Source organism: Nocardiopsis sp. LDBS1602 (assembly GCF_035818715.1).
Taxonomy (GTDB): Bacteria; Actinomycetota; Actinomycetes; order Streptosporangiales; family Streptosporangiaceae; genus Nocardiopsis; species Nocardiopsis alba.
The window spans coordinates 156111-175985 of the sequence record NZ_JAYLVW010000004.1 but is presented as its reverse complement, the minus strand read 5'-3'; the positions used below and the strand labels follow the sequence as shown (position 1 = coordinate 175985).

Sequence of the window (19875 nt, the reverse complement as noted above, 5' to 3'; positions counted from 1 at the left end):
GATCTCCGTGTCTCCTCTCACCGCATGAACCGGGGGTGAAGCGGGTATCGCGTCAGAAGTCAGGACCGATCCAGGGGGGTTCCCATGTCCGGTACCGGAGAGGCGTTCGACCGGTTGAAGAAGGCCGTCGGAGACAACGCCGACAAGGTCGAAGGGGTCGTCGGAAAGGCCGCGGACGCCGCCAAGAAGGCCACCGGAGGCGCCCACGACGACAAGATCGACAAGGGGGCCGGAGCGGCCACCGAGTACCTGCGCAAGCGCGCCCAGGAGAACAAGAAGTCCTGACCGGGGAGGACCCGGCACACGGAGCGGAGGGGGAGATCCCCCTCCGCTCCGTGCTTCCGAGCACGATCGACGGCCTCGGAAGAAAGTGTGTATTCGCAGGTGAGGATAGGTTTCGAGAGGACTATCCTGATCGTGTGAGGCGAACCTTACCCAGGACCCCGGGGTGGTGAGGACGATCGACGACGCGCCCTGCAGGCTCACCGTCTGCCGAGGATGCTGCTGCGGCACCCGCAAGAAGGTCCCGGGCGTCGATCACGAGGCACAGCTGGCCCGCCTCGGCTCCATCGACGACCACGCCGCCCGCCGTGTCCCGATGCGCACCAGCAAGTGTCTGGGCATCTGCTTCCAGGCCGACGTGGTGGTGGTCCAACCCTCCGGAACGGGGCGAGCGGCCGGCGGACGCCCCGTCTGGCTCGGTCGGATCACCGACGACGAGCTGTTGGAGGCCATCGACGACTGGATCTTCGAGGGCGGCCCCGGACTCGCGCCCCTGCCCGAGGCGCTCGTCGACCACGTCACGTCCAAGGACGCGAAGAAGCCGAAGAAACCCAAGGGCGCCAAGCACTCCAAGGCCGAGAAGAAGAAGCGCAAGAAGGACAAGAAGCGCGAGAAGGAGAAGAAGGCCAAGGCCGAGAAACGCGAGAAGAAGGCGGGTAAGGGGGCGGGGGCCGCCTGAGACCGCGCCACGCCCCCGCCCGAGCGGGGACGCGCGCGAGTCCCTCAGCGGTCCTGGGAGGCGAACTGGGTCCGGTACAGGGCCGTGTACAGGCCCCCGGCCGACAAGAGCTCGTCGTGGGTACCGCGCTCCAGGATCCGACCGTCCTCCAGCACCAGGATCTGGTCGGCCTCACGCACCGTCGCCAGACGGTGGGCGATCACCAGCGAGGTGCGTCCCTGGAGGGCGACGGCCAGAGCCTCCTGGACCGCGGCCTCCGAACCCGAGTCCAGATGCGCGGTGGCCTCGTCCAGGACCACCACCGACGGGGCCTTCAACAGCAACCGGGCGATGGCCAGCCGCTGCTTCTCCCCGCCGGACAACCGGTAGCCGCGGTCGCCGACCATGGTGTCCAGACCGTTCGGCAGCTGCTCCAGGAGCGGACCCAACCGCGCCATTCGCAGCGCCTCCTCCATCTCGGCCTCGGTCGCCTCGGGCCGGGCGTAACGGAGGTTGGCGCCCACGGTGTCATGGAAGAGCTGCGTGTCCTGGGTGACCACGCCCACCGAGGCGCGCAGGGACTCCCCGGTCACCTCCTTCAGGTCCAGGCCGCCCAGACGCACCTCGCCCTCGTTCGGGTCGTACAGACGAGAGACCAGGTGGGTGAGGGTGGTCTTGCCCGCCCCGGAGGGGCCCACCAACGCCACCATCCGGCCCGGCTCGGCCCGGAAGGACACCTCGCTCAGAACCTGGGTCTCCTCGGCCGCCTCCGTGTGCGGGGTGAGCTCGAGGGAGGCCACCGAGGACTCCGCGGCTCCCGGGTAGCGGAACGACACCTGGTCGAACTCGACGCTCAACGGGCCCTTCGGCAACGGCAGGGCGTTGGGGCTCTCCTTGATCCGCGGTTCCAGGTCCAGCACCTCGAAGACCCGGTCGAAGGAGACCAGGGCCGTCATGATCTCCACGTGCACGTTGGACAGGGTGGTGATCGGACCGTACAGCCTGGCCAGCAGGGTGGTCAGCGCCACCAGGGTGCCGACCTCGAAGGCGTTCTCCACCGCGAGCACACCGCCCACGCCGTAGACCATCGCCATGGCCAACGCCGTGATGGTGGCCAACAGAGTGAACAGCAGACCGCCGATCACCGCCTGACGGACCCCCAGGTCGCGCACGCGCGCGGCCTTCGTGGAGAAGTTCAGGGACTCCTCCTCAGGGCGACCGTACAGCTTGACCAGCATGGCGCCGCCGACGTTGAACCGCTCCGTCATCAGGGAGCTCATCGCCGCGTTGTTGTCCATCGCCTCGCGGGAGATGTTCGCGAGCCTGCGGCCCAGGAACTTCGCGGGCAGGACGAACAACGGCACCATGGCCAGCGCCAGTAGGGTCACCTCCCACGACAGCGCCAGCATGGTGATGAGCACCGCGACCACGCTGATCAGGTTGGACACCACCGACTGGAGGACCGAGGTGATGGCGCGCTGGGCGCCGACCACGTCCGTGTTCAGTCGGCTGATCAGGGAACCGGTCTGTGTTCGGGTGAAGAAGGAGATCGGCATCCGCTGCACGTGGGTGAACACCTGGGTGCGCAGCAGGTAGATGACCCCCTCGCCGATCCGTGAGGAGAGCCACCGGCCGGTGAGGGTGATGACGCCCTCCATGAGCGCCAGGACCCCGGCGGCGATCGCCAGCCAGATCACCAACGAGGTGTTCCCGGGAAGGATGCCCTGGTCGATGATGGCCCGCAGGAGCAGGGGGTTGGCCACGACGATGCCCGCGCCCACAGCGGTCACCATCAGGAAGAGCAGGATGGAGCGCCAGTGCGGGGACGCGTAGGACATGACACGTCGGGGGATCCCCGGGGGGAGTTCCTGGCCTCGGGCGCTCCCGTCGTTGACCAGCGCCCTGTAGGAGGGCCTCCCTGACATCATCGGCAGCCTCGTTTCGTACATCGGTTCGCCACGCATGGGTCAACACCGGAGAGGGCGCGCGCCTTCCCAGGCGGGAGGCCGTGATGAGCCGAGGAGGCCTGATGCCTAGAGGGAGTGCGCCAGCCGTCCCAGAGCCGCGGTGGTGGAGCGGCCGGGGGTGAAGGGGAGCTCCCAGGCCTGGGCTCCGAGGGCCTCGGCGCCGCGGATCTTCGCCTGGGTGTAGCGATCGCCGGCGGTGAAGGCCAGGGCGGCGGGGGAGAGCGGACGCAGCAGATCGGCGTAGGCGGCCCAGTCGGCGACCGAGGGAGGGCCCTCGATGATGAAGGAGCCGCTCACACAGGAGAGGGCCGCGATGGTCTCGGCGCGTTCCTCGGCGGGGTTGATCGGGCGTCCGGGGCCCTTCCAGGCGCGCACCCGTTCGTCGGATTCGATCCCGACGACCAGGGGGAGTCCGCGTTCGGCGATGGAGGTCAGGAAGCGCACGTGGCCGACGTGCAGGACGTCGAAGACCCCCGTGACCACGACGGGGCCCTCCAGCGGCTCCGGTCGTCGGAACCAGATCGCTCTGAGCGGCAGGCCCGCCTCGTGCGTCCCGTCCGTGTCCGTCATCTGGCCCCCGTTTCACCGAACCCGAGAGGCGCCCGTGCCCGACCGGGCCGACGGGACCGCCCGAAAGGTCAACGTACCTCTTCGAGGTGGGTATTCCGCTTTCGGGGACGCGGGAACCGTAAGGGGCCGGCGTTATTGTGACGCGCGCCACTTTGAGTTGCATGGGTGGAGCGTGAGTCCCATCACGGAGACGAGTGCGTCGCGTGATCTTCGAAGGGGGCGGCCCTTCCCCATGCCCGTCCGGCCGGCTCTGAACGTGTGAGGGCCGATCGGGTGGGGTCGAGAACGGCCGGAAGCGGACATGGAGCCCCCGCGTCACACCCGCCCGCCGATTTCCCGGTTGAAGTGGTGGAACGAGCCGGTTCCGGTAGGACCACGGCTCGTCTCGAGTGGTGTGGGGGTTCGGGGGTCGTCCCCCGGTTGAAATGGCGAAACGAGCCGGTTCCGCTAGGAACACAGCTCGCCTCGAGTGGAGCGGGCGACGAGAATCGAACTCGCATGACCAGCTTGGAAGGCTGGGGTTCTACCATTGAACTACGCCCGCATGGCGCCGGAGACTTCGAGTTTCCTCTAGACTCGTGGAGCCGATGGAGACAAGAGTACAGTCTCCAAGGCGTTGGTCGCACATCCGTTGTGGATTGGTGCGGCGGCGCCGGGTCACGGGGTGTGGCGCAGCTTGGTTAGCGCGCATGCTTTGGGAGCATGAGGCCGCGGGTTCGAATCCCGCCACCCCGACGAAACCGTCCTCGGTCGTCCGGCTCTCGGCCGGACGCCGTGGCCCCCTGTGTATCTGCCCTAGACTTGGTGCGATCAGCAGGAAACTGTAAGTCCCAGCCCGTCGCAGGGCACCCCAGTAGAACGTGTCATCACCGACCGGGGTGCGCGCGTGCATTCGCCGTTTGTGTGGTGCGCCTGCGGGCCGACGCGGACACCAGCCGGCAAACCTAGGAGTACCGCCCCGTGAAGACCGATGTCGAGGAGCTCAGCCCGACCCGGGTCAAGCTGACCATCGAGGTGCCCTTCGAGGAGCTCGAGCACGCTTTCGACGTGACCTACAAGTCGCTCGCCAAGCAGGTTCGGATCAAGGGCTTCCGCCCGGGCAAGGCGCCGGCGCGGCTGATCGACCGCTATGTCGGCCGCGGCGCGGTGATCAGTGAAGCGGTCAACCACGCCGTTCCGGAGCTCTACAACGAAGCCATCCAGAAGGAGGAGATCTTCGCGCTCGGCCAGCCCGACGTGGAGGTCACCAAGCTGGAGGACAACGAGGAGCTCGCCTTCACCGCCGAGGTCGACATCCGACCCAAGTTCGAGGTGAAGGACTACAAGGGCATCGAGGTGACGGTCGACAACGCCACCGTCACCGAGGAGCAGGTCGATGAGCAGATCGGCACCCTGCGCGAGCGTTTCTCGACCCTCGTGGGCGCCGACCGTCCCGTCGAGGACGGCGACCACCTGTCCATCGACCTGTCGGCCTCGATCGACGGTGAGAAGCTCGAGGACGTGGCCGTGAGCGGCTACTCCTACGAGGTGGGCACCAACACCATGCTGGAGGGCCTCGACGAGACCCTGCGCGGCATGGAGGCCGGTGGCGAGGCCACCTTCAAGACCACCCTGGTCGGTGGCGAGCACGGTGGCAAGGAGGCGGACGTCACCGTGACCGTGCAGTCGGTCAAGGTGAAGGAGCTGCCCGAGCTGGACGACGAGTTCGCCCAGCTGGCCTCGGAGTTCGACACCATCGACGAGCTGCGTGAGGACGTGCGCAAGCGCATGGCCGACGTGCGTCGTATGCAGCAGCTCTCCGCCGCCCGTGACAAGGCGCTGGAGAAGCTGATCGAGTCGGTCGACATCCCGCTGCCCGACGCGGTCGTCGACGAGGAGATCGACCGTCGTCGCCAGAGCCTGGAGCAGCAGCTCGCGCAGAGCGGTCTGACCAAGGAGGCCTACCTCGAGTCGCAGGAGAAGACCGAGGAGGAGTTCGAGGAGGAGCTGAAGACCGGCGCCAACTCGGCGGTCAAGGCCGGGTTCATCCTCGACCAGCTGGCCCTCCAGGAGGACCTGAGCGCCGACCAGGGCGAGCTCAGCCAGTACGTGTTCGAGCAGGCCCAGCGCATGGGTGTCAGCCCGGACCAGCTCGCCCAGCACCTGGTCGAGTCGAACCAGATCCGTGTGGCCTTCACCGAGGTCGTCCGCGGCAAGGCCATGGACGTGGTCCTGGCCGGCGCCAAGGTGACCGACGAGGACGGCAACGTCATCGAGCAGGAGGTCGTCGAGGCCTCTGACGAGGACGCCGTGGAGGAGGCCGCCAAGGCCGCCGCCGCTGCTGCCGCCGCCGAGGTCTCCGAGGACGAGGCGAAGGACGACAAGGACGAGGACGCCGCCAAGGCCGACGACTCCAAGTAGTCGCGTTCGGCGGCGTCGGGTCGCCGTCGAGCCCTCTCACGGGCCCCATCGATCCACCGCGATCGATGGGGCCCGTGGTGTTCTCCTTTGTTCGCCCGCAGAGGAATATGTGTGTCTCGCAGGGGGTCCCACCCTGCGCTCAAAGCGAACAGGGACGTTATCCGGACGAGCCCGGCGCTCGTCGGCGTTAGTGTCGCTGTATCGCAACCGTTTCGATTCCGGAGCAGGTGACGAGAGTGCCGCCGACCTTTGATGAGTCCCCGCGATTCGACGCTCGTACGTCGGACCCGCAGCTTTCCCCTTTTATTGAGCAGACGCCTCAGCGCCTGTTGCGCCAGCGAATCGTGTTCCTCGGCCAGCAGGTCGACGACGACATCGCCAACCGCCTTGTCGGTGAACTTCTGCTGCTGTCCGCCGAGGACCGGCAGCGGGACATCACCATGTACATCAACTCGCCGGGTGGTTCCGTTACCGCGGGCATGGCGATCTATGACGTCATGCAGTACATCCCCAACGATGTGCGCACCGTGGGTATCGGTATGGCCGCGTCCATGGGGCAGATGCTCCTGTGCGCCGGTGCGCCCGGTAAGCGTTACGCGCTGCCGCACACCCGCGTCATGATGCACCAGCCCTCCGGTGGCATCGGAGGCACCGCCTCCGACATCCGGATCCTGGCCGACCAGCTGCTCTACGTGAAGAAGATGTTCATCGAGAAGATCTCCGAGCACACCGGGCAGACGGTCGAGCAGATCGAGAAGGACGCCGACCGTGACCGTTGGTTCACGGCCCAGGAGTCGCTGGAGTACGGCTTCATCGACGAGGTGCTCGAGGGCACCCTCGACGTGACCAGTGACCGTAACCAGAGCTGACCTGGCCCAGTCCATGGATCGGCGCAGTGCGTGGAAGGCGTGAAATGACCGAGTTCAACCCCAGTCTCATCGGCGGCGCGGCCTCGATGGCTCCCCAGAGCCGCTACGTCCTGCCGTCCTACGTGGAGCGTACGTCGTACGGCGTCAAGGAGATGAATCCGTACAACAAGCTCTTCGAAGAGCGGATCATCTTCGTCGGCGTCCAGATCGACGACACTTCGGCCAACGACCTGATGGCCCAGCTCATCACCCTTGAGCAGCTCGACTCCGAGCGGGACATCCAGATGTACATCAACTCGCCGGGCGGGTCCTTCACCTCCCTCATGGCGATCTACGACACGATGCAGTTCGTGCGCCCGGACATCCAGACGGTGTGCATCGGACAGGCCGCGTCGGCCGCGGCGATCCTGCTGGCGGGCGGCACCAAGGGCAAGCGCGGCGCGCTTCCCAACGCCCGCATGATGATCCACCAGCCGGCCACCGAGGGCATGCACGGTCAGGCGAGCGACATCGAGATCCAGGCCAACGAGATCACCCGGATCCGTCAGCAGCTGGAGACCACCCTCTCCCGGCACACGGGTCGCAGCCCCGAGCAGGTGTCCAAGGACATCGAGCGGGACAAGATCCTGACCGCGGAGGAGGCCGTCGAGTACGGCCTGATCGACTTCGTGCTGCCTTACCGCAAGGCCTCGTTGAAGTAGTAGGGCCCCGGCCGGAAGTCCTCTTCCCGGGAAAGTTCACATACGTGTGCAACGGTTCACGGAAGGGGAATTCCGGCCTCGGAAGTACGCGCCGGACCGGTTCGTGACCCGCCAGGTACGACCCGGTGGTGAAGCCGGTCCGGTTTTTCGCTTAGTCTGGCGGAGAGCGACACACAGATCGCCCCGTTCGTGACCGGTCGGTCGTGAGCGGGTGCACGGAAGTCGAGCTTCCGTCCGTTCGGCACCACAGGAGTGTCGTGAACGGGGCGGCCTTAGTTTTGAGGAGTGGCTGGGTGGCACGCATCGGCGACGGCGGGGACCTGCTGAAGTGCTCATTCTGCAACAAGAGCCAAAAGCAGGTGAAGAAGCTCATCGCCGGCCCCGGCGTGTACATCTGCGATGAGTGCATCGATCTGTGCAACGAGATCATCGAAGAGGAACTCGCCGACGCCACGGAACTCACGTGGGATTCGCTTCCCAAGCCTCGCGAGATCTTCGACTTCCTCGACTCGTACGTGATCGGTCAGGAACAGGCGAAGAAGGCCCTTTCGGTGGCGGTGTACAACCACTACAAGAGGGTCCGTTCGGAGAGCGATCGTCCCGGTGACGAGGACGTCGAGATCGCCAAGTCCAACATCCTCCTGCTGGGGCCGACCGGGTCGGGCAAGACCCTGCTCGCGCAGACCCTCGCCAGGATCCTGAACGTCCCCTTCGCGATCGCCGACGCCACGGCGCTGACCGAGGCGGGGTACGTGGGCGAGGACGTCGAGAACATCCTTCTGAAGCTGATCCAGGCCGCCGACTACGACGTCAAGAAGGCCGAGACCGGGATCATCTACATCGATGAGGTCGACAAGGTCGCCCGCAAGAGCGAGAACCCGTCGATCACCCGGGACGTGTCCGGCGAGGGCGTACAGCAGGCCCTGCTGAAGATCCTGGAGGGCACCACGGCGAGCGTGCCGCCGCAGGGCGGCCGTAAGCACCCGCATCAGGAGTTCATCCAGATCGACACCACCAACGTGCTGTTCATCTGTGGTGGCGCTTTCGCGGGGCTGGAGCAGATCATCGAGTCCCGCACGGGGCAGCAGGGCATGGGCTTCAACGCCGTCCTGCGTCCCAAGAGCGAGACGTCCGGGACCGCGCTGTTCGGCGAGGTCATGCCCGAGGACCTGCTCAAGTTCGGGATGATCCCGGAGTTCATCGGTCGACTGCCGGTGATCACCAGCGTGCACAACCTGGACAAGGCCGCGCTGATCCAGATCCTCACCGAGCCGCGCAACGCCCTGGTCAAGCAGTACCAGCGCCTGTTCGAGCTGGACAACGTGGAGCTGGAGTTCACCCAGGACGCGTTGGAGGCCATCGCCGAGCAGGGCATCATCCGCGGGACCGGAGCGCGCGGCCTGCGCGCCATCATCGAGGAGGTCCTGCTCTCGGTGATGTACGAGGTGCCCAGCCGGGAGGACGTCGCCCAGGTGATCATCACCCGGGAGTCGGTCGAGCAGCACGTCAACCCGACGATCGTGCCGCGCGCCCAGCTGGACGAGGACGGCCGCCAGGAGAAATCCGCCTGACCCGCCGGTAAGAGAACCCGAGGGGCGCCCCGCCGACCGGCGAGGCGCCCCTCTCGCGTCCGCTCAGGGGGTCAGGAGTCCTCCAGGACCGCCTCCATCCGGGCGATCTCGGTGTTCTGCTCGGCGATGAGGTCGTTGGCCATCCGCATGACGGTCTGGTCCTTGCCCTCGGACAGCACGTCCACGGCCATGGAGACGGCGCCCTCGTGGTGGGCGGTCATGAGCTCCACGAAGAGCTGGTCGAAGTCGTCTCCCTCGGCGTCGGCCAGGCGCTCCATGTCCTCGTCGGAGACCATGCCCTGCATCTCGTCGTGGTCGACCTCCAGATCGCACTCGGGGATGTCGTCGTCACCCGAGTGGTGGCTCCCGTCCCCCTCCAGGCCGCAGAAGTTCTGGTGGGCCGGGTTCTCCCGGGCGGGGCCGAAGACGTTCTCCTCCAGCCAGCTCTCCATGGCGGTGATCTCCGGGCCCTGGGCGGCGGCGATGCGGTCGGCTATGCGTTCGATGCCGTCGCGTTCGTAGCGTTCCTCGACCAGGTCGGTCATCTCCAGCGCCTGGGAGTGGTGTTCGATCATCATCACCAGGTAGGTGACGTCGGCCTCGTTGTGGCCTTGCTCCTCGGCCAGTGCGGCGATCTGATCGGCGGTGGCCGGGCTGGAGGACTCGCCCGGGGCGCCCGGGGCGATGACGTTGGCGGACTCCCGTCCGTCGTCGGAGTCGCCACAGGCGGAGACTCCGAGCAGTACGAGGGCGGTTCCGGCGGCGAGTGCCAGGCGGCGCACGAGGTCTCCTCCAGGGGTGGGGTGGGCGGGCCGGACGGACCGCCGGGTGTCGAAAGGGGAAAGCGACATCCTGCGGGTTTTCTACTCACTCGGTGGGGGTCCTGTCCAGTACGGAGTGCGGATCATCGTCCCGGGATGTCCGTTCTCTCGCGTGGACGGCGGGTGATTCGGGGGAGGTAGGGCCCGAACACGGGGGCGACGTGGCGATTCGAGAGGGCCCTTTTCGGGGGGCGTGGGCCCTCTCATTAGCGCAATGTCTGAAATGAGCCTTCCGGGGGACCGGAAGGGGGAGTCGTGGAGTCGGAGAGGACTCCGGGACGAGCCCGCCGTGAGGTTCTCGGCATGGCCGGCTCGAGGTCTCAACGGTCGCCCGGGGGTTCCGGAACCTCGAGAGGGGCGGGGCGAGGAGCCGTCTTCGGGGAGGTCGGACGCCCGCCGGAAGAGGGGAGGGGTTCCCGCCCGCCCGTACCTTCGGGGCGCCGGGCGGGGGTGCGCCTCGGAAAGAGGTGAGTGGTCGAAGCGCAGGTGAGCGCCTTTTCAGGCGCCATGTTCGGCTGTTCTCGGACGACTCCGGAGCGTGTTAACAACCATATTTCTTTTATTGCCCTCTGTACATGTAGATGTTGAACTGTGTACGTTCTCCCTGTTTCGCTCCATTCGGAATCAGGAGTACGTATGGCGTCATCCCCCGTCCGCCCCCGTTCCCGGCGCACGCCGTTCCGCGGAGCCCGATCCACGACGATCCTCGCGAGCGCGACCGCCCTGATCGCGGCCCTCCTCGCCCCCACGACCGCGGTCGCGGACGAGACGCCCTTCGAAAGCGACGCCGAGACCAGCGCCAACGTCACCCATGTGACCAACGTCCCGAAGCCGGACGTCATGGACGACTACAACACGGACCTGGCCTTCACCGGCGACTACGCCATCGGCGGCAACTACAACGGCTTCGTCGTCTACGACATCTCCGAGCCCGAGGACCCGCGGGTCGTCTCCGAGGTCCTGTGCCCCGGCGGACAGGGAGACGTGTCGGTCAGCGGCGACCTGCTGTACTTCTCCGTCGACTACCCGCGCGCCGGTGAGGAGTGCGGCGCTCCGGCCGTGCCCACCACCGACCCGAACGGCTTCGAGGGCATCCGGATCTTCGACATCTCCGACAAGAGCGCCCCGGAGTACGTCGCCGCCGTGGCCACCGACTGCGGTTCCCACACCAACACCCTGGTGCCGGGCAAGGACGGGGAGAACGACTACGTGTACGTCTCCTCGTACTCGCCGTCGGCGTCCTTCCCGAACTGTCAGCCGCCGCACGACAAGATCTCCATCATCGAGATCCCGATCGACGACCCGGCCTCGGCCGCCATCGTCGACGAGCCGGTGCTCTTCCCGGACGGCGGCAACCGCAGCACCACCGGCTGCCACGACATCACCGCCTACCCCGAGATCGACCTGGCCGCCGGGGCCTGCATGGGCGACGGCATCCTGATGGACATCTCCGACCCGGCCGCCCCCGTCGTCACCGACGTCGTCCAGGACACCAACTTCGCGTTCTGGCACTCGGCCACCTTCACCAACGACGCGAGCACGGTGATCTTCACCGACGAACTCGGCGGTGGCGGCGGAGCCATCTGCACGGAGGACTACGGCCCCGAGCGCGGAGCCAACGCCATCTACACGATCGACGGCACCGACGACGACCCCGAACTGGTCTTCGAGAGCTACTACAAGATCCCGCGCACGCAGACCGGTACCGAGAACTGCGTCGCGCACAACGGTTCCCTGATCCCCGTGCCGGGGCAGGACTTCTTCGTGCAGTCCTGGTACCAGGGCGGCGTATCGGTCATCGACTTCAACGACCCGAAGAACCCCCGCGAGATCGGCTACTTCGACCGTGAACCGATCGACGACGACCGGCTCGTCCTCGGCGGCTCCTGGTCGGCGTACTACTACAACGGTCACGTCTACTCCTCCGACATCACCCGAGGCCTCGACGTCCTGAAGCTCACCGACCCGCGCCTGCGCTCGGCCGAGCGCGTCACCTACGACGAGTTCAACCCGCAGTCCCAGCCGTCCTACCGACCGGGTCGCTGAGCCGCCCCCACGACCTCCTCCCGTCGTCCCCTCCGAGGACGGGAGGAGCGGGGCCGCGGCCTCGACCGCGGCCCCCGCGCATACCGTCCCGCTCTCTATGCGACCTACAGGAGAACAGAATGTCCGCAGCTCCCCCGGCAGGGAGAGGCCTCCGACGCTCGGCCGCGTTCGCGCTCACCGCGGCGGCGGCCCTGTTCACCGGCCTCCTCGGGCCGGCGTCGGCCTACGCAGACACCCCTCCCTCCGACAGCGTGACCAGCGATAACGTCGAGCACATCGCGAACGTCCCCAAGCCCGAGGCGGTCAACAGCACCAACTCGGACCTGGCCTTCACCGGCGACTACGTGATCGGTGGCAACTACGACGGTTTCGTCATCTACGACGTCTCCGAGCCGGAGGACCCGCGGATCGTCTCCGAGGTCCTGTGCCCCGGTGGTCAGGGCGACGTGTCGGTCAGTGGCGACCTGCTCTACTTCGCGGTCGACTATCCGCGCGCCGGCGAGGAGTGCGGCGCCCCCGAGACCCCGGTGACCGACCCGGACGGCTTCGAAGGCGTCCGGATCTTCGATATCTCCGACAAGACCTCCCCCGAGTACGTGGCCGCGGTCCGCACCGACTGCGGTTCGCACACCCTGACCCTCGTTCCGGGCGACGACGAGCGCGAGTACGTGTACGTCTCCTCCTACGCGCCCGCCGAGGAGTTCCCGAACTGCCAGCCGCCGCACGACAAGATCGCGATCATCGACGTGCCGCTGGACGACCCCGCGTCGGCCGCCATCGTCAACGAGCCGGTCCTCTTCCCGGACGGCGGCAACCACGACCAGGACGGTCTGCTGCGTCCCACCGAGGGGTGCCACGACATCACCGTCTACCCGTCCAAGGACCTGGCCGCGGGCGCCTGCATGGGCGACGGAATCCTGATGGACATCTCCGACCCCGTCGAGCCGATCGTGACCGAGGTCGTCCAGGACACCAACTTCGCGTTCTGGCACTCGGCCACCTTCACCAATGACGCGAGCGCGGTGATCTTCACCGATGAGCTCGGCGGCGGTGGGGCCCCGACCTGCACCGAGGAGATCGGTCCGGAGCGCGGCGCCAACGCCATCTACACGCTCGACGGTGAGGGTGCCGACTCCACCCTGGAGTTCGCCTCCTACTACAAGATCGACCGCCACCAGGGCGACCAGCAGGCCTGCGTCGCGCACAACGGTTCCCTGATCCCGGTCCCGGGTCAGAACTTCTTCGTGCAGTCCTGGTACCAGGGCGGGGTGTCGGTCATCGACTTCAACGACCCGACGAACCCCCGCGAGATCGGCTATTTCGACCCCGATGACCGGATCGACCCGGACATCCAGAACGGCAGCACCTGGTCGGCGTACTACTACAACGGCCACGTCTACTCCTCCGACATGCGTCGAGGACTGGACGTCCTGAAGCTGACCGACCCGCGTCTGCGTCCGGCCGAGCGCGTCACCTACGACGAGTTCAACCCGCAGACCCAACCGGTCTACCGGCCCGGCCGGTGATCGCCGTACCGAACCGGTAGGCGACCACCACGAACGGTGACGCCCAGGGGTGTCGCGCCCATCGTGCGCGGCACCCCGACGCGCCTCCACACCCTCCACCCACCTCTCGTCTCCGCCCCCACCCCCGTCCCGGACCGGGCCGCGGAGCATCCCCGCACAGGAAGAGAGATCCATGCGCACCCTCGCGCGCCGCGCGGCCGTGCCGTTCGCGGCCCTGGCCCTGCTGGTGGGCCTGACGAGCCCCACGTCGGCCTACGCCGACACCCCTCCCGTCGACGAGGTCTCCAGCGACAACGTCGAACTCGTCGCCAACGTCCCCAAGCCCGAGGCGGTGAGCAACACCAACTCGGACCTGGCCTTCACCGGTGACTACGCCATCGGCGGCAACTACGACGGTTTCGTCATCTACGACATCTCCGAACCCGAGGACCCGCGGATCGTCTCCGAAGTGGTCTGCCCCGGCGGACAGGGAGACGTGTCGGTCAGCGGCGACCTGCTCTACTTCGCGGTCGACTACCCGCGCGCCGGAGAGGATTGCGGCGCTCCGGCCGTGCCCACCACCGACCCGAACGGCTTCGAAGGCGTCCGGATCTTCGACATCTCCGACAAGAGCGCCCCGGAGTACGTGTCGGCCGTGGCCACCGACTGCGGCTCCCACACCCTGACCCTGGTCCCCGGTGACGACGAGCGCGAGTACGTGTACGTCTCCTCGTACTCGCCGTCGGCGTCCTTCCCGAACTGTCAGCCGCCGCACGACAAGATCTCCATCATCGAGGTCCCCCTCGAGGACCCCGCGTCCGCCGAGGTCGTCGACGCCCCGGTGCTCTTCCCGGACGGCGGGCACCGCACCACCACCGGCTGCCACGACATCACCGTCTACCCGGCCAAGGACCTGGCCGCGGGCGCCTGCATGGGCGACGGCATCCTGATGGACATCTCCGACCCGGCGGCTCCCGTGGTCACCGAGGTCGTCCAGGACACCAACTTCGCCTTCTGGCACTCGGCCACCTTCACCAATGACGCGAGCACGGTGATCTTCACCGACGAGCTCGGTGGTGGCGGGGCCCCGACCTGCACCGAGGAGATCGGTCCGGAGCGCGGAGCCAACGCCATCTACAAGCTGGAGCGCGACGGTTCCCTGACCTTCCAGAGCTACTTCAAGATCGACCGCCACCAGGGCGACCAGGTGTGCGTGGCGCACAACGGTTCCCTGATCCCGGTCCCGGGCCAGAACTTCTTCGTGCAGTCCTGGTACCAGGGTGGCGTGTCGGTCATCGACTTCAACGACCCGAAGAACCCCCGCGAGATCGGCTACTTCGACGCCGACTCCCGTGTCGACGGCGAGGTCCAGGACAACGACACCTGGTCGGCGTACTACTACAACGGCTACGTCTACTCCTCCGACATCGACCGGGGCCTCGACGTCCTGAAGCTGACCGACCCGCGTCTGCGTCCGGCCGAGCGCGTCACCTACGACGAGTTCAACCCGCAGACCCAACCGGTCTACCGGCCCGGTCGCTGACCGGACCCACCGCCCCTCGGAACCTCCCGAGCCGCGGTGACGAACGACGACGGCCCGGACGGCCTCGAACCGTCCGGGCCGTCGCCCTCACGTCGGACCATGAGAGATGGGCCGGTCGTGGGTGGTCAGGTGAAGAGGTCTTCGGGTGTGTCGGCCTCGATGGCCTTGGGGATCCATTGTTCGAGGGTGTGGAGGTCGGTGCAGGTTTCGATGCGTCGGCGGGTGTGGGGGGTGAGGGTGAGTCCTCGGGATTCGAGGATGGTGATGACGCTTCGGGCCGCTTCGTAGGCTCGCCCCTCTTCGCGGCCCTCTTCCCGGCCTTCCTCTCGCCCTTCTTCGCGTCCGATGCCGACGTATTTGCGGGCGAAGTCGCTCTGCCACTCGTAGGTGCCCACGCTCATCAAGCCCTCCAGTTCCTTCCGGGCGGCCTCGTTGAGACCTGCCAGAACGTAGTCATAATAGAACGTCCGATTCTCTTCGGCCGTGGAATTCAGCGCCTCCACCATCGCCTTCAGCGCCTCCGGATCGTCGTCGCCGTGAGCACGGGCGGACAATACGGCCAGTTCCGGGAGGGCTCGTGCCCTCTCGACCCCCGTGACCTTGGGGGTCCTGCCCGGGCCGATGGTCAGGGGCGCCAGGTCGAAGCCCGGGTGGCCGGTCCGGATCGGTCGGGCGCACCACGCCGCGACGGCGTCGGTCGGACACAGGACCAGAAGCACCGTCGGGCACCTCAGCCGGACGTGGAGGGTGACCAGGTAGGCGGGCCAGCTGCGCCGTTTTCCCTGGTCGTGGCCGTGTTGGCGTTCGATCACCACGGCCATGACGTTCTCGGTGCCCTCGCGGAGCACCACGGCTCCGTCGCTGTTGAACTCCTTGGGGTCGCAGTTGGTCAGGACCGAACTGGTGTTGAGCGCCTCGGTGTGGCGTGGAACCTCGATGCCGAGGGATTCCAGCAGGGCCGGGGCCATGTCGGGTCGGTTCTGCACCAACCGGAGGGGGATCTCGTGCTCTCGTGTGGGCATACGGCTTCCTGGGGTCCGATGACGGTCGAGAACGCCCTCTAAGGGGTGCCGACCGACGGGAACGGGTGGAAACGAGCATGCCGGGCTCTTCGTCCGGGTGGTGGTGCTTTTCGAGATCCGGGGGGTATGTGACCCGGCCGGAACGTCGCTCGAGGTCAGAGCGGGGTGAAGAGGCGGTCGGTGGGCACGTCCAGCGCCTCGGCCATACGGCCGGTGAAGTAGACGGTGCCCATGGCCAGGATCCGATCGCCGAGCGAGGCGATGAGCTCGGGGGAGAGGTCCTCGGCGTCGATACGACCCCAGTGTTCGGGCAGCTCGTATTCGAAGCGCAGGTGGGCCTCGGGGAGGCGGACCGCGGTCACCGGAAGATCCCTCAACAGGTCCACCGCGCCGGGCACGTCCTTGTGGTCGGGCAGGCACAGGAGCACGTGGTCGACCCCGCCCCACAGGGAGCGGGCGCGGTCGAGGGCGATCCCGGCCCCGACCCGCTCGATAGCCGAGTCCACCAGCACGCGTGCGGTCGCGCTTCCGGGCACCGGGTGTTCGGAGAGTCGGGTGGGCAGGTGGAGGGTCTCCAGGACACGGTGCAGCCGCTCGGTGGGCAGGGGACCGCGGTCCAGGACCTCCAGCATGTGCTCGGCGGCGGCCACGCCGAGGACGCCCGAGGCGGCGGACAGGCCCGGCGGGCGCAGTTCGAGCGGGGGTTCGATACCGGGAGCCTCGGGATCCACGACGTGGGGGAGGACCCGTCCTTCGGTCGCCTCGGCCAGGGCCCGCTCGACGACCGGGGTCACCTCGGCGCTCTGGGGAAGACTCACCAGGGCGCGGGTGCGTTCGCCGGCCACCCGGGTCTTCTCCCGCGCGATCTCGGGGACGGTGTCGCCGAGGAGCCCCACGTGCTCGGCGAAGACCTTCCCGAGGGCCACCACCTCGGGGCCGATCAGACGCAGCTCGTCACGGTGGCCGCCGATGCCCGCCTCCAGGACGCACACGTCGGCGCTGATCTCGCGGGCCTTGAGCAGACCGGCCATCAGGAACAGACCGCTCGGGGCGAGGTGGCCGCCGCTCTCCTCCACCGTGGGCAGACGGCGGCGGGCCACGTCCATCTCCGCCCCGAGGGCCTCCAGTTCGGCGTCGGTCACGGAGACACCGTCCACCCTGACCCGCTCCCGGTAGCCGCGGAAGCTCGGCCCGGTCACCAGAACGGTCCGCAGGCCCGCGGCGGCCGACGACGCCGCGGCCACGGTGGCCGTGCTCCCCTTGCCCTTGGAACCCACGACCCCCAGCACCGGTGTCCGTTCGGTGTCCAGGTCCAGCTCCCTGAGGAGGGCGGCGGCCCGGTCCAGGCTCCGGGTGCGTCCGGGGCGGCGCTGGGCCCATTCGGAGAAGAAGAAGGAGTCAGGGTTCGGCATATCCCAAGTATGGTCTCCATGACATCCGGCCTCGCACGGCCGGTCCGGATCCGGACGCCGGGCGAGGCCGCGTACACTGGCGCGGGTGTACACCCCGACCATCGAGACGCCGTGAGCGGCGCGGGCGCCCATGAGCGCTACGCCGAGGTCACCGCGCAGATCCTCTCCCGCGCGCCCGAGACCGACATCGATCCCCGCCTGGACCGCGTCCGTACGCTTCTGGACCTGTTGGGCGACCCTCAGCGCAACTTCCGGGTCGTCCACATCACCGGGACCAACGGCAAGACGTCCACGGCGCGGATGATCGACGCCCTGGTGCGCGGTCGCGGTCTGCGCGTGGGCCGCTACACCAGCCCGCACCTGAGGACGGTGCGCGAACGCATCGTCGTCGACGGTGAGCCCATCTCCCAGGAGCGGTTCGTCGAGGCCTACGACGACATCCGTCCCTACATCGAGATGGCCGACTCGATGAACGACGCCCCGCTGTCGTTCTTCGAGATCCTCACCGTCATGGCCTACGCCGTCTTCGCCGACGCCCCCGTGGACGTCGCTGTGGTGGAGGTCGGCATGGGCGGGACGTGGGACGCCACCAACGTGGTGGACGGGGACGTCGCGGTGGTCACACCGATCGGTATCGACCACACCGAGTACCTGCCCGACACCCTGGACGGCATCGCGGAGGAGAAGTCGGGCATCATCAAGCCGGACTCGGTCACCGTGCTGGCGCAACAGCCCGTCCCCGCCGCCGAGGTCCTGGTCCGGCGCGCCGCCGAGGTCGGATCGACGGTGGCCCGCGAGGGGCTGGAGTTCGGGGTGGTCTCCCGTGAGGTGGCCGTCGGCGGTCAGCAGATCGCCGTCAAGGGCCTCACCGGGAACTACGAGAACCTCTTTCTCCCGCTGTTCGGAGAACACCAGGCATCCAACGCCGCCGTGGCCATCGCCGCGGTGGAGGCCTTCTCCGCCTCCGAGGACGCCATCGGTCTCGATCCGGTGATCGTCGCCGAGGCGTTGGCCGGTCTGGAGTCGCCGGGGCGTATGGAGGTCGTGCGCACCAGCCCGACCGTCATCGCCGACGCGGCGCACAACCCGGCCGGGATGATCGCCACGGCCGCCGCGGTAGAGGAGGCCTTCACCTTCTCCCGCCTGATCGGTGTGGTGGCCGTCATGGCCGACAAGGACGTCGAGGGGATCCTGGACCCCCTCGAACCGCTGCTCGACGAGATCGTCGTCACCCGTAACTCCTCTCCCCGCTCCCTCGACCCGGAGAACCTCGCCGCGCTCGCGGAGGGGATCTTCGGTGAGGATCGCGTGCATGTGGCCCCCCGACTCGACGACGCCATCGACCGGGCCGTGGGCCTGGCCGAGGAGGGCGGAGAGTTCGGCGGGGTCGGCGTGCTGGTCACCGGTTCCGTGGTGACCTCCGGCGACGCCGTGCACCTGATGCGCGGCTCGGGAGAGTAGAGGGCGGGGAGACCCACCTACGAAGGGAAGACCGACGTGCGCACAGTCTGTGCCGTAGTCCTCGTGTTCGAGGCCATCGTGATCGGCCTGGCGATCCCCATCGCCATCCAGCTTGAGGGCGTCGACCCGGCCGTGGCCGGCGGCGTCTGGGGCGGTATGGCCGTGGCCGCCCTGCTCCTGGCCGGACTCCAGAAGCGGACCTGGGCGCACTACGCGGCCTGGGCGCTTCAGGCGGCCTTCCTCTTCACGTCCTTCATGATCAGCGGGGCGCTGCTGGTCGCGATCATCTTCGGGTCGCTGTGGGTCATCGGCGTGATCATGGGGCGTCGGGTCGACGAGATCCGGGCGGTCCACGCCGCGCACGCCGAGGCGGCCGAGGACGAGGAGGGCGCGGTCACCGCGCCCGGTTCCCAAACGCGATAGTGTGACGCACGTCCGGGCGGGCGGGCCTCGGGTCCGCGACAGGCGGATCGTCTCCCTCCCACCCCCTGGTCCCGGACGCACACCCGTACATTCCACCGCGTGCGGCCACGCCGCGGGCCTCGTGCCCCCGTGCGCCGTGCGGGGGCAGTGAGGAGTTGAAACGCACGTGGAGCGCACTCTCGTTCTCATCAAGCCGGACGGTGTCCGCCGCAACATCATCGGCGAGGTCATCTCGCGCATCGAGCGCAAGGGCCTGAAGCTGGTCGCGATGGAGCTGCGCACGCTCGACACCGACACCGCGAAGACGCACTACGAGGAGCACGCCTCGCGTCCGTTCTTCGACTCGCTGGTGGAGTTCATCACCGGTGGTCCGCTGGTGGCCATGGTGGTCGAGGGCGACCGCTCCATCGAGGCCTTCCGCGCCCTGGCCGGCGCCACCGACCCGGTGACCGCGGCCCCGGGCACCATCCGCGGCGACTTCGCCCTGGAGGTCCAGCAGAACATCGTGCACGGTTCGGACTCCACCTACTCGGCCGAGCGTGAGATCAAGCTGTTCTTCCCGGACCTGTAGACCGTGGAAGATCGCCGGAGCCGGTGATCGGGGCGCCCGCGCCCGTGTCGAAC

The 19875-nt window shown here is 67.9% G+C and carries 17 protein-coding genes and 2 tRNA genes; 13 read left to right on the top strand and 6 right to left on the bottom strand.

Translation table 11 applies throughout. The annotated features are described in order from the left end of the window. The first annotated feature begins 84 nt into the window (after positions 1–84). Both U9J66_RS15980 and U9J66_RS15975 read left to right on the top strand, forming a co-directional pair. Positions 85–285 carry an antitoxin gene (locus U9J66_RS15980; protein WP_014911582.1) on the top strand — a complete coding sequence of 67 codons (201 nt, stop codon included), beginning with the start codon at positions 85–87 and terminating at the stop codon, positions 283–285. Positions 286–448: 163 nt separating this feature from the next. Then, positions 449–961: a (2Fe-2S) ferredoxin domain-containing protein gene (locus U9J66_RS15975; protein WP_161110364.1), complete on the top strand. Its 513-nt coding sequence runs from the start codon at positions 449–451 to the stop codon at positions 959–961. Between the two features lie 44 nt (positions 962–1005). Here U9J66_RS15975 and U9J66_RS15970 read toward each other — a convergent pair whose 3' ends face one another. The 3 genes from U9J66_RS15970 to U9J66_RS15960 all read right to left on the bottom strand — a co-directional run bounded on the left by U9J66_RS15970 (position 1006) and on the right by U9J66_RS15960 (position 4021). Then, complete coding sequence (locus U9J66_RS15970) at positions 1006–2868, bottom strand: ABC transporter ATP-binding protein (RefSeq protein ID WP_326338137.1); 1863 nt, start codon at positions 2866–2868, stop codon at positions 1006–1008. A gap of 105 nt (positions 2869–2973) precedes the next feature. Further along, a complete protein-coding gene (locus U9J66_RS15965) occupies positions 2974–3477 on the bottom strand; it encodes an adenylyltransferase/cytidyltransferase family protein (protein ID WP_161110363.1) in 504 nt (167 codons plus the stop codon). Positions 3478–3947: 470 nt separating this feature from the next. Then, positions 3948–4021: transfer RNA gene (locus tag U9J66_RS15960), tRNA-Gly, on the bottom strand. 116 nt (positions 4022–4137) lie between these two features. On the opposite strand from U9J66_RS15960, the gene U9J66_RS15955 reads away from it, so the two are divergent. The 5 genes from U9J66_RS15955 to clpX all read left to right on the top strand — a co-directional run bounded on the left by U9J66_RS15955 (position 4138) and on the right by clpX (position 9018). After that, positions 4138–4212 (top strand) — tRNA-Pro (locus U9J66_RS15955). Between the two features lie 225 nt (positions 4213–4437). Next, entirely contained in the window at positions 4438–5877 is a 1440-nt protein-coding gene (gene tig, locus U9J66_RS15950; RefSeq protein ID WP_326338054.1) for a trigger factor, read from the top strand. Between the two features lie 305 nt (positions 5878–6182). Beyond that, entirely contained in the window at positions 6183–6746 is a 564-nt protein-coding gene (locus tag U9J66_RS15945; protein ID WP_042284963.1) for a ClpP family protease, read from the top strand. Between the two features lie 44 nt (positions 6747–6790). Next, on the top strand, positions 6791–7447 hold the full coding sequence (locus U9J66_RS15940; RefSeq protein ID WP_014909756.1) for an ATP-dependent Clp protease proteolytic subunit: 657 nt from the start codon (positions 6791–6793) through the stop codon (positions 7445–7447). A 293-nt stretch (positions 7448–7740) separates the two neighbouring features. Continuing rightward, positions 7741–9018, top strand: coding sequence for an ATP-dependent Clp protease ATP-binding subunit ClpX (gene clpX, locus U9J66_RS15935; protein ID WP_014912902.1), 1278 nt, complete (start codon positions 7741–7743; stop codon positions 9016–9018). A gap of 71 nt (positions 9019–9089) precedes the next feature. Here the strand turns inward: clpX and U9J66_RS15930 are convergent, their stop codons facing one another. After that, positions 9090–9800, bottom strand: coding sequence for a DUF305 domain-containing protein (locus tag U9J66_RS15930; protein ID WP_017533768.1), 711 nt, complete (start codon positions 9798–9800; stop codon positions 9090–9092). 675 nt (positions 9801–10475) lie between these two features. Between U9J66_RS15930 and U9J66_RS15925 the strand changes: the two genes are divergently transcribed. From U9J66_RS15925 to U9J66_RS15915, 3 genes are all read left to right on the top strand, one after another. Next, entirely contained in the window at positions 10476–11885 is a 1410-nt protein-coding gene (locus U9J66_RS15925; protein WP_161110362.1) for an LVIVD repeat-containing protein, read from the top strand. Positions 11886–12004: 119 nt separating this feature from the next. Then, on the top strand, positions 12005–13411 hold the full coding sequence (locus U9J66_RS15920; RefSeq protein ID WP_017533770.1) for an LVIVD repeat-containing protein: 1407 nt from the start codon (positions 12005–12007) through the stop codon (positions 13409–13411). Positions 13412–13583: 172 nt separating this feature from the next. Next, positions 13584–14933: an LVIVD repeat-containing protein gene (locus U9J66_RS15915; protein WP_161110360.1), complete on the top strand. Its 1350-nt coding sequence runs from the start codon at positions 13584–13586 to the stop codon at positions 14931–14933. Between the two features lie 125 nt (positions 14934–15058). Here U9J66_RS15915 and U9J66_RS15910 read toward each other — a convergent pair whose 3' ends face one another. Together U9J66_RS15910 and U9J66_RS15905 are read right to left on the bottom strand one after the other, a co-directional pair. Beyond that, entirely contained in the window at positions 15059–15955 is an 897-nt protein-coding gene (locus tag U9J66_RS15910; RefSeq protein ID WP_326338053.1) for a hypothetical protein, read from the bottom strand. 155 nt (positions 15956–16110) lie between these two features. Then, a complete protein-coding gene (locus tag U9J66_RS15905) occupies positions 16111–17367 on the bottom strand; it encodes a hypothetical protein (protein ID WP_326338052.1) in 1257 nt (418 codons plus the stop codon). Between the two features lie 111 nt (positions 17368–17478). Between U9J66_RS15905 and U9J66_RS15900 the strand changes: the two genes are divergently transcribed. The 3 genes from U9J66_RS15900 (at position 17479) to ndk (ending at position 19822) form a co-directional block, all read left to right on the top strand. Continuing rightward, complete coding sequence (locus U9J66_RS15900; RefSeq protein ID WP_026124858.1) at positions 17479–18828, top strand: bifunctional folylpolyglutamate synthase/dihydrofolate synthase; 1350 nt, start codon at positions 17479–17481, stop codon at positions 18826–18828. A gap of 36 nt (positions 18829–18864) precedes the next feature. Beyond that, positions 18865–19251: a DUF4233 domain-containing protein gene (locus U9J66_RS15895; protein ID WP_042284799.1), complete on the top strand. Its 387-nt coding sequence runs from the start codon at positions 18865–18867 to the stop codon at positions 19249–19251. A gap of 166 nt (positions 19252–19417) precedes the next feature. After that, positions 19418–19822 (top strand): nucleoside-diphosphate kinase, encoded by a 405-nt coding sequence (ndk, locus tag U9J66_RS15890; RefSeq protein WP_014910389.1) that lies wholly within the window; start codon positions 19418–19420, stop codon positions 19820–19822. The last annotated feature ends 53 nt before the right edge of the window (positions 19823–19875 follow it).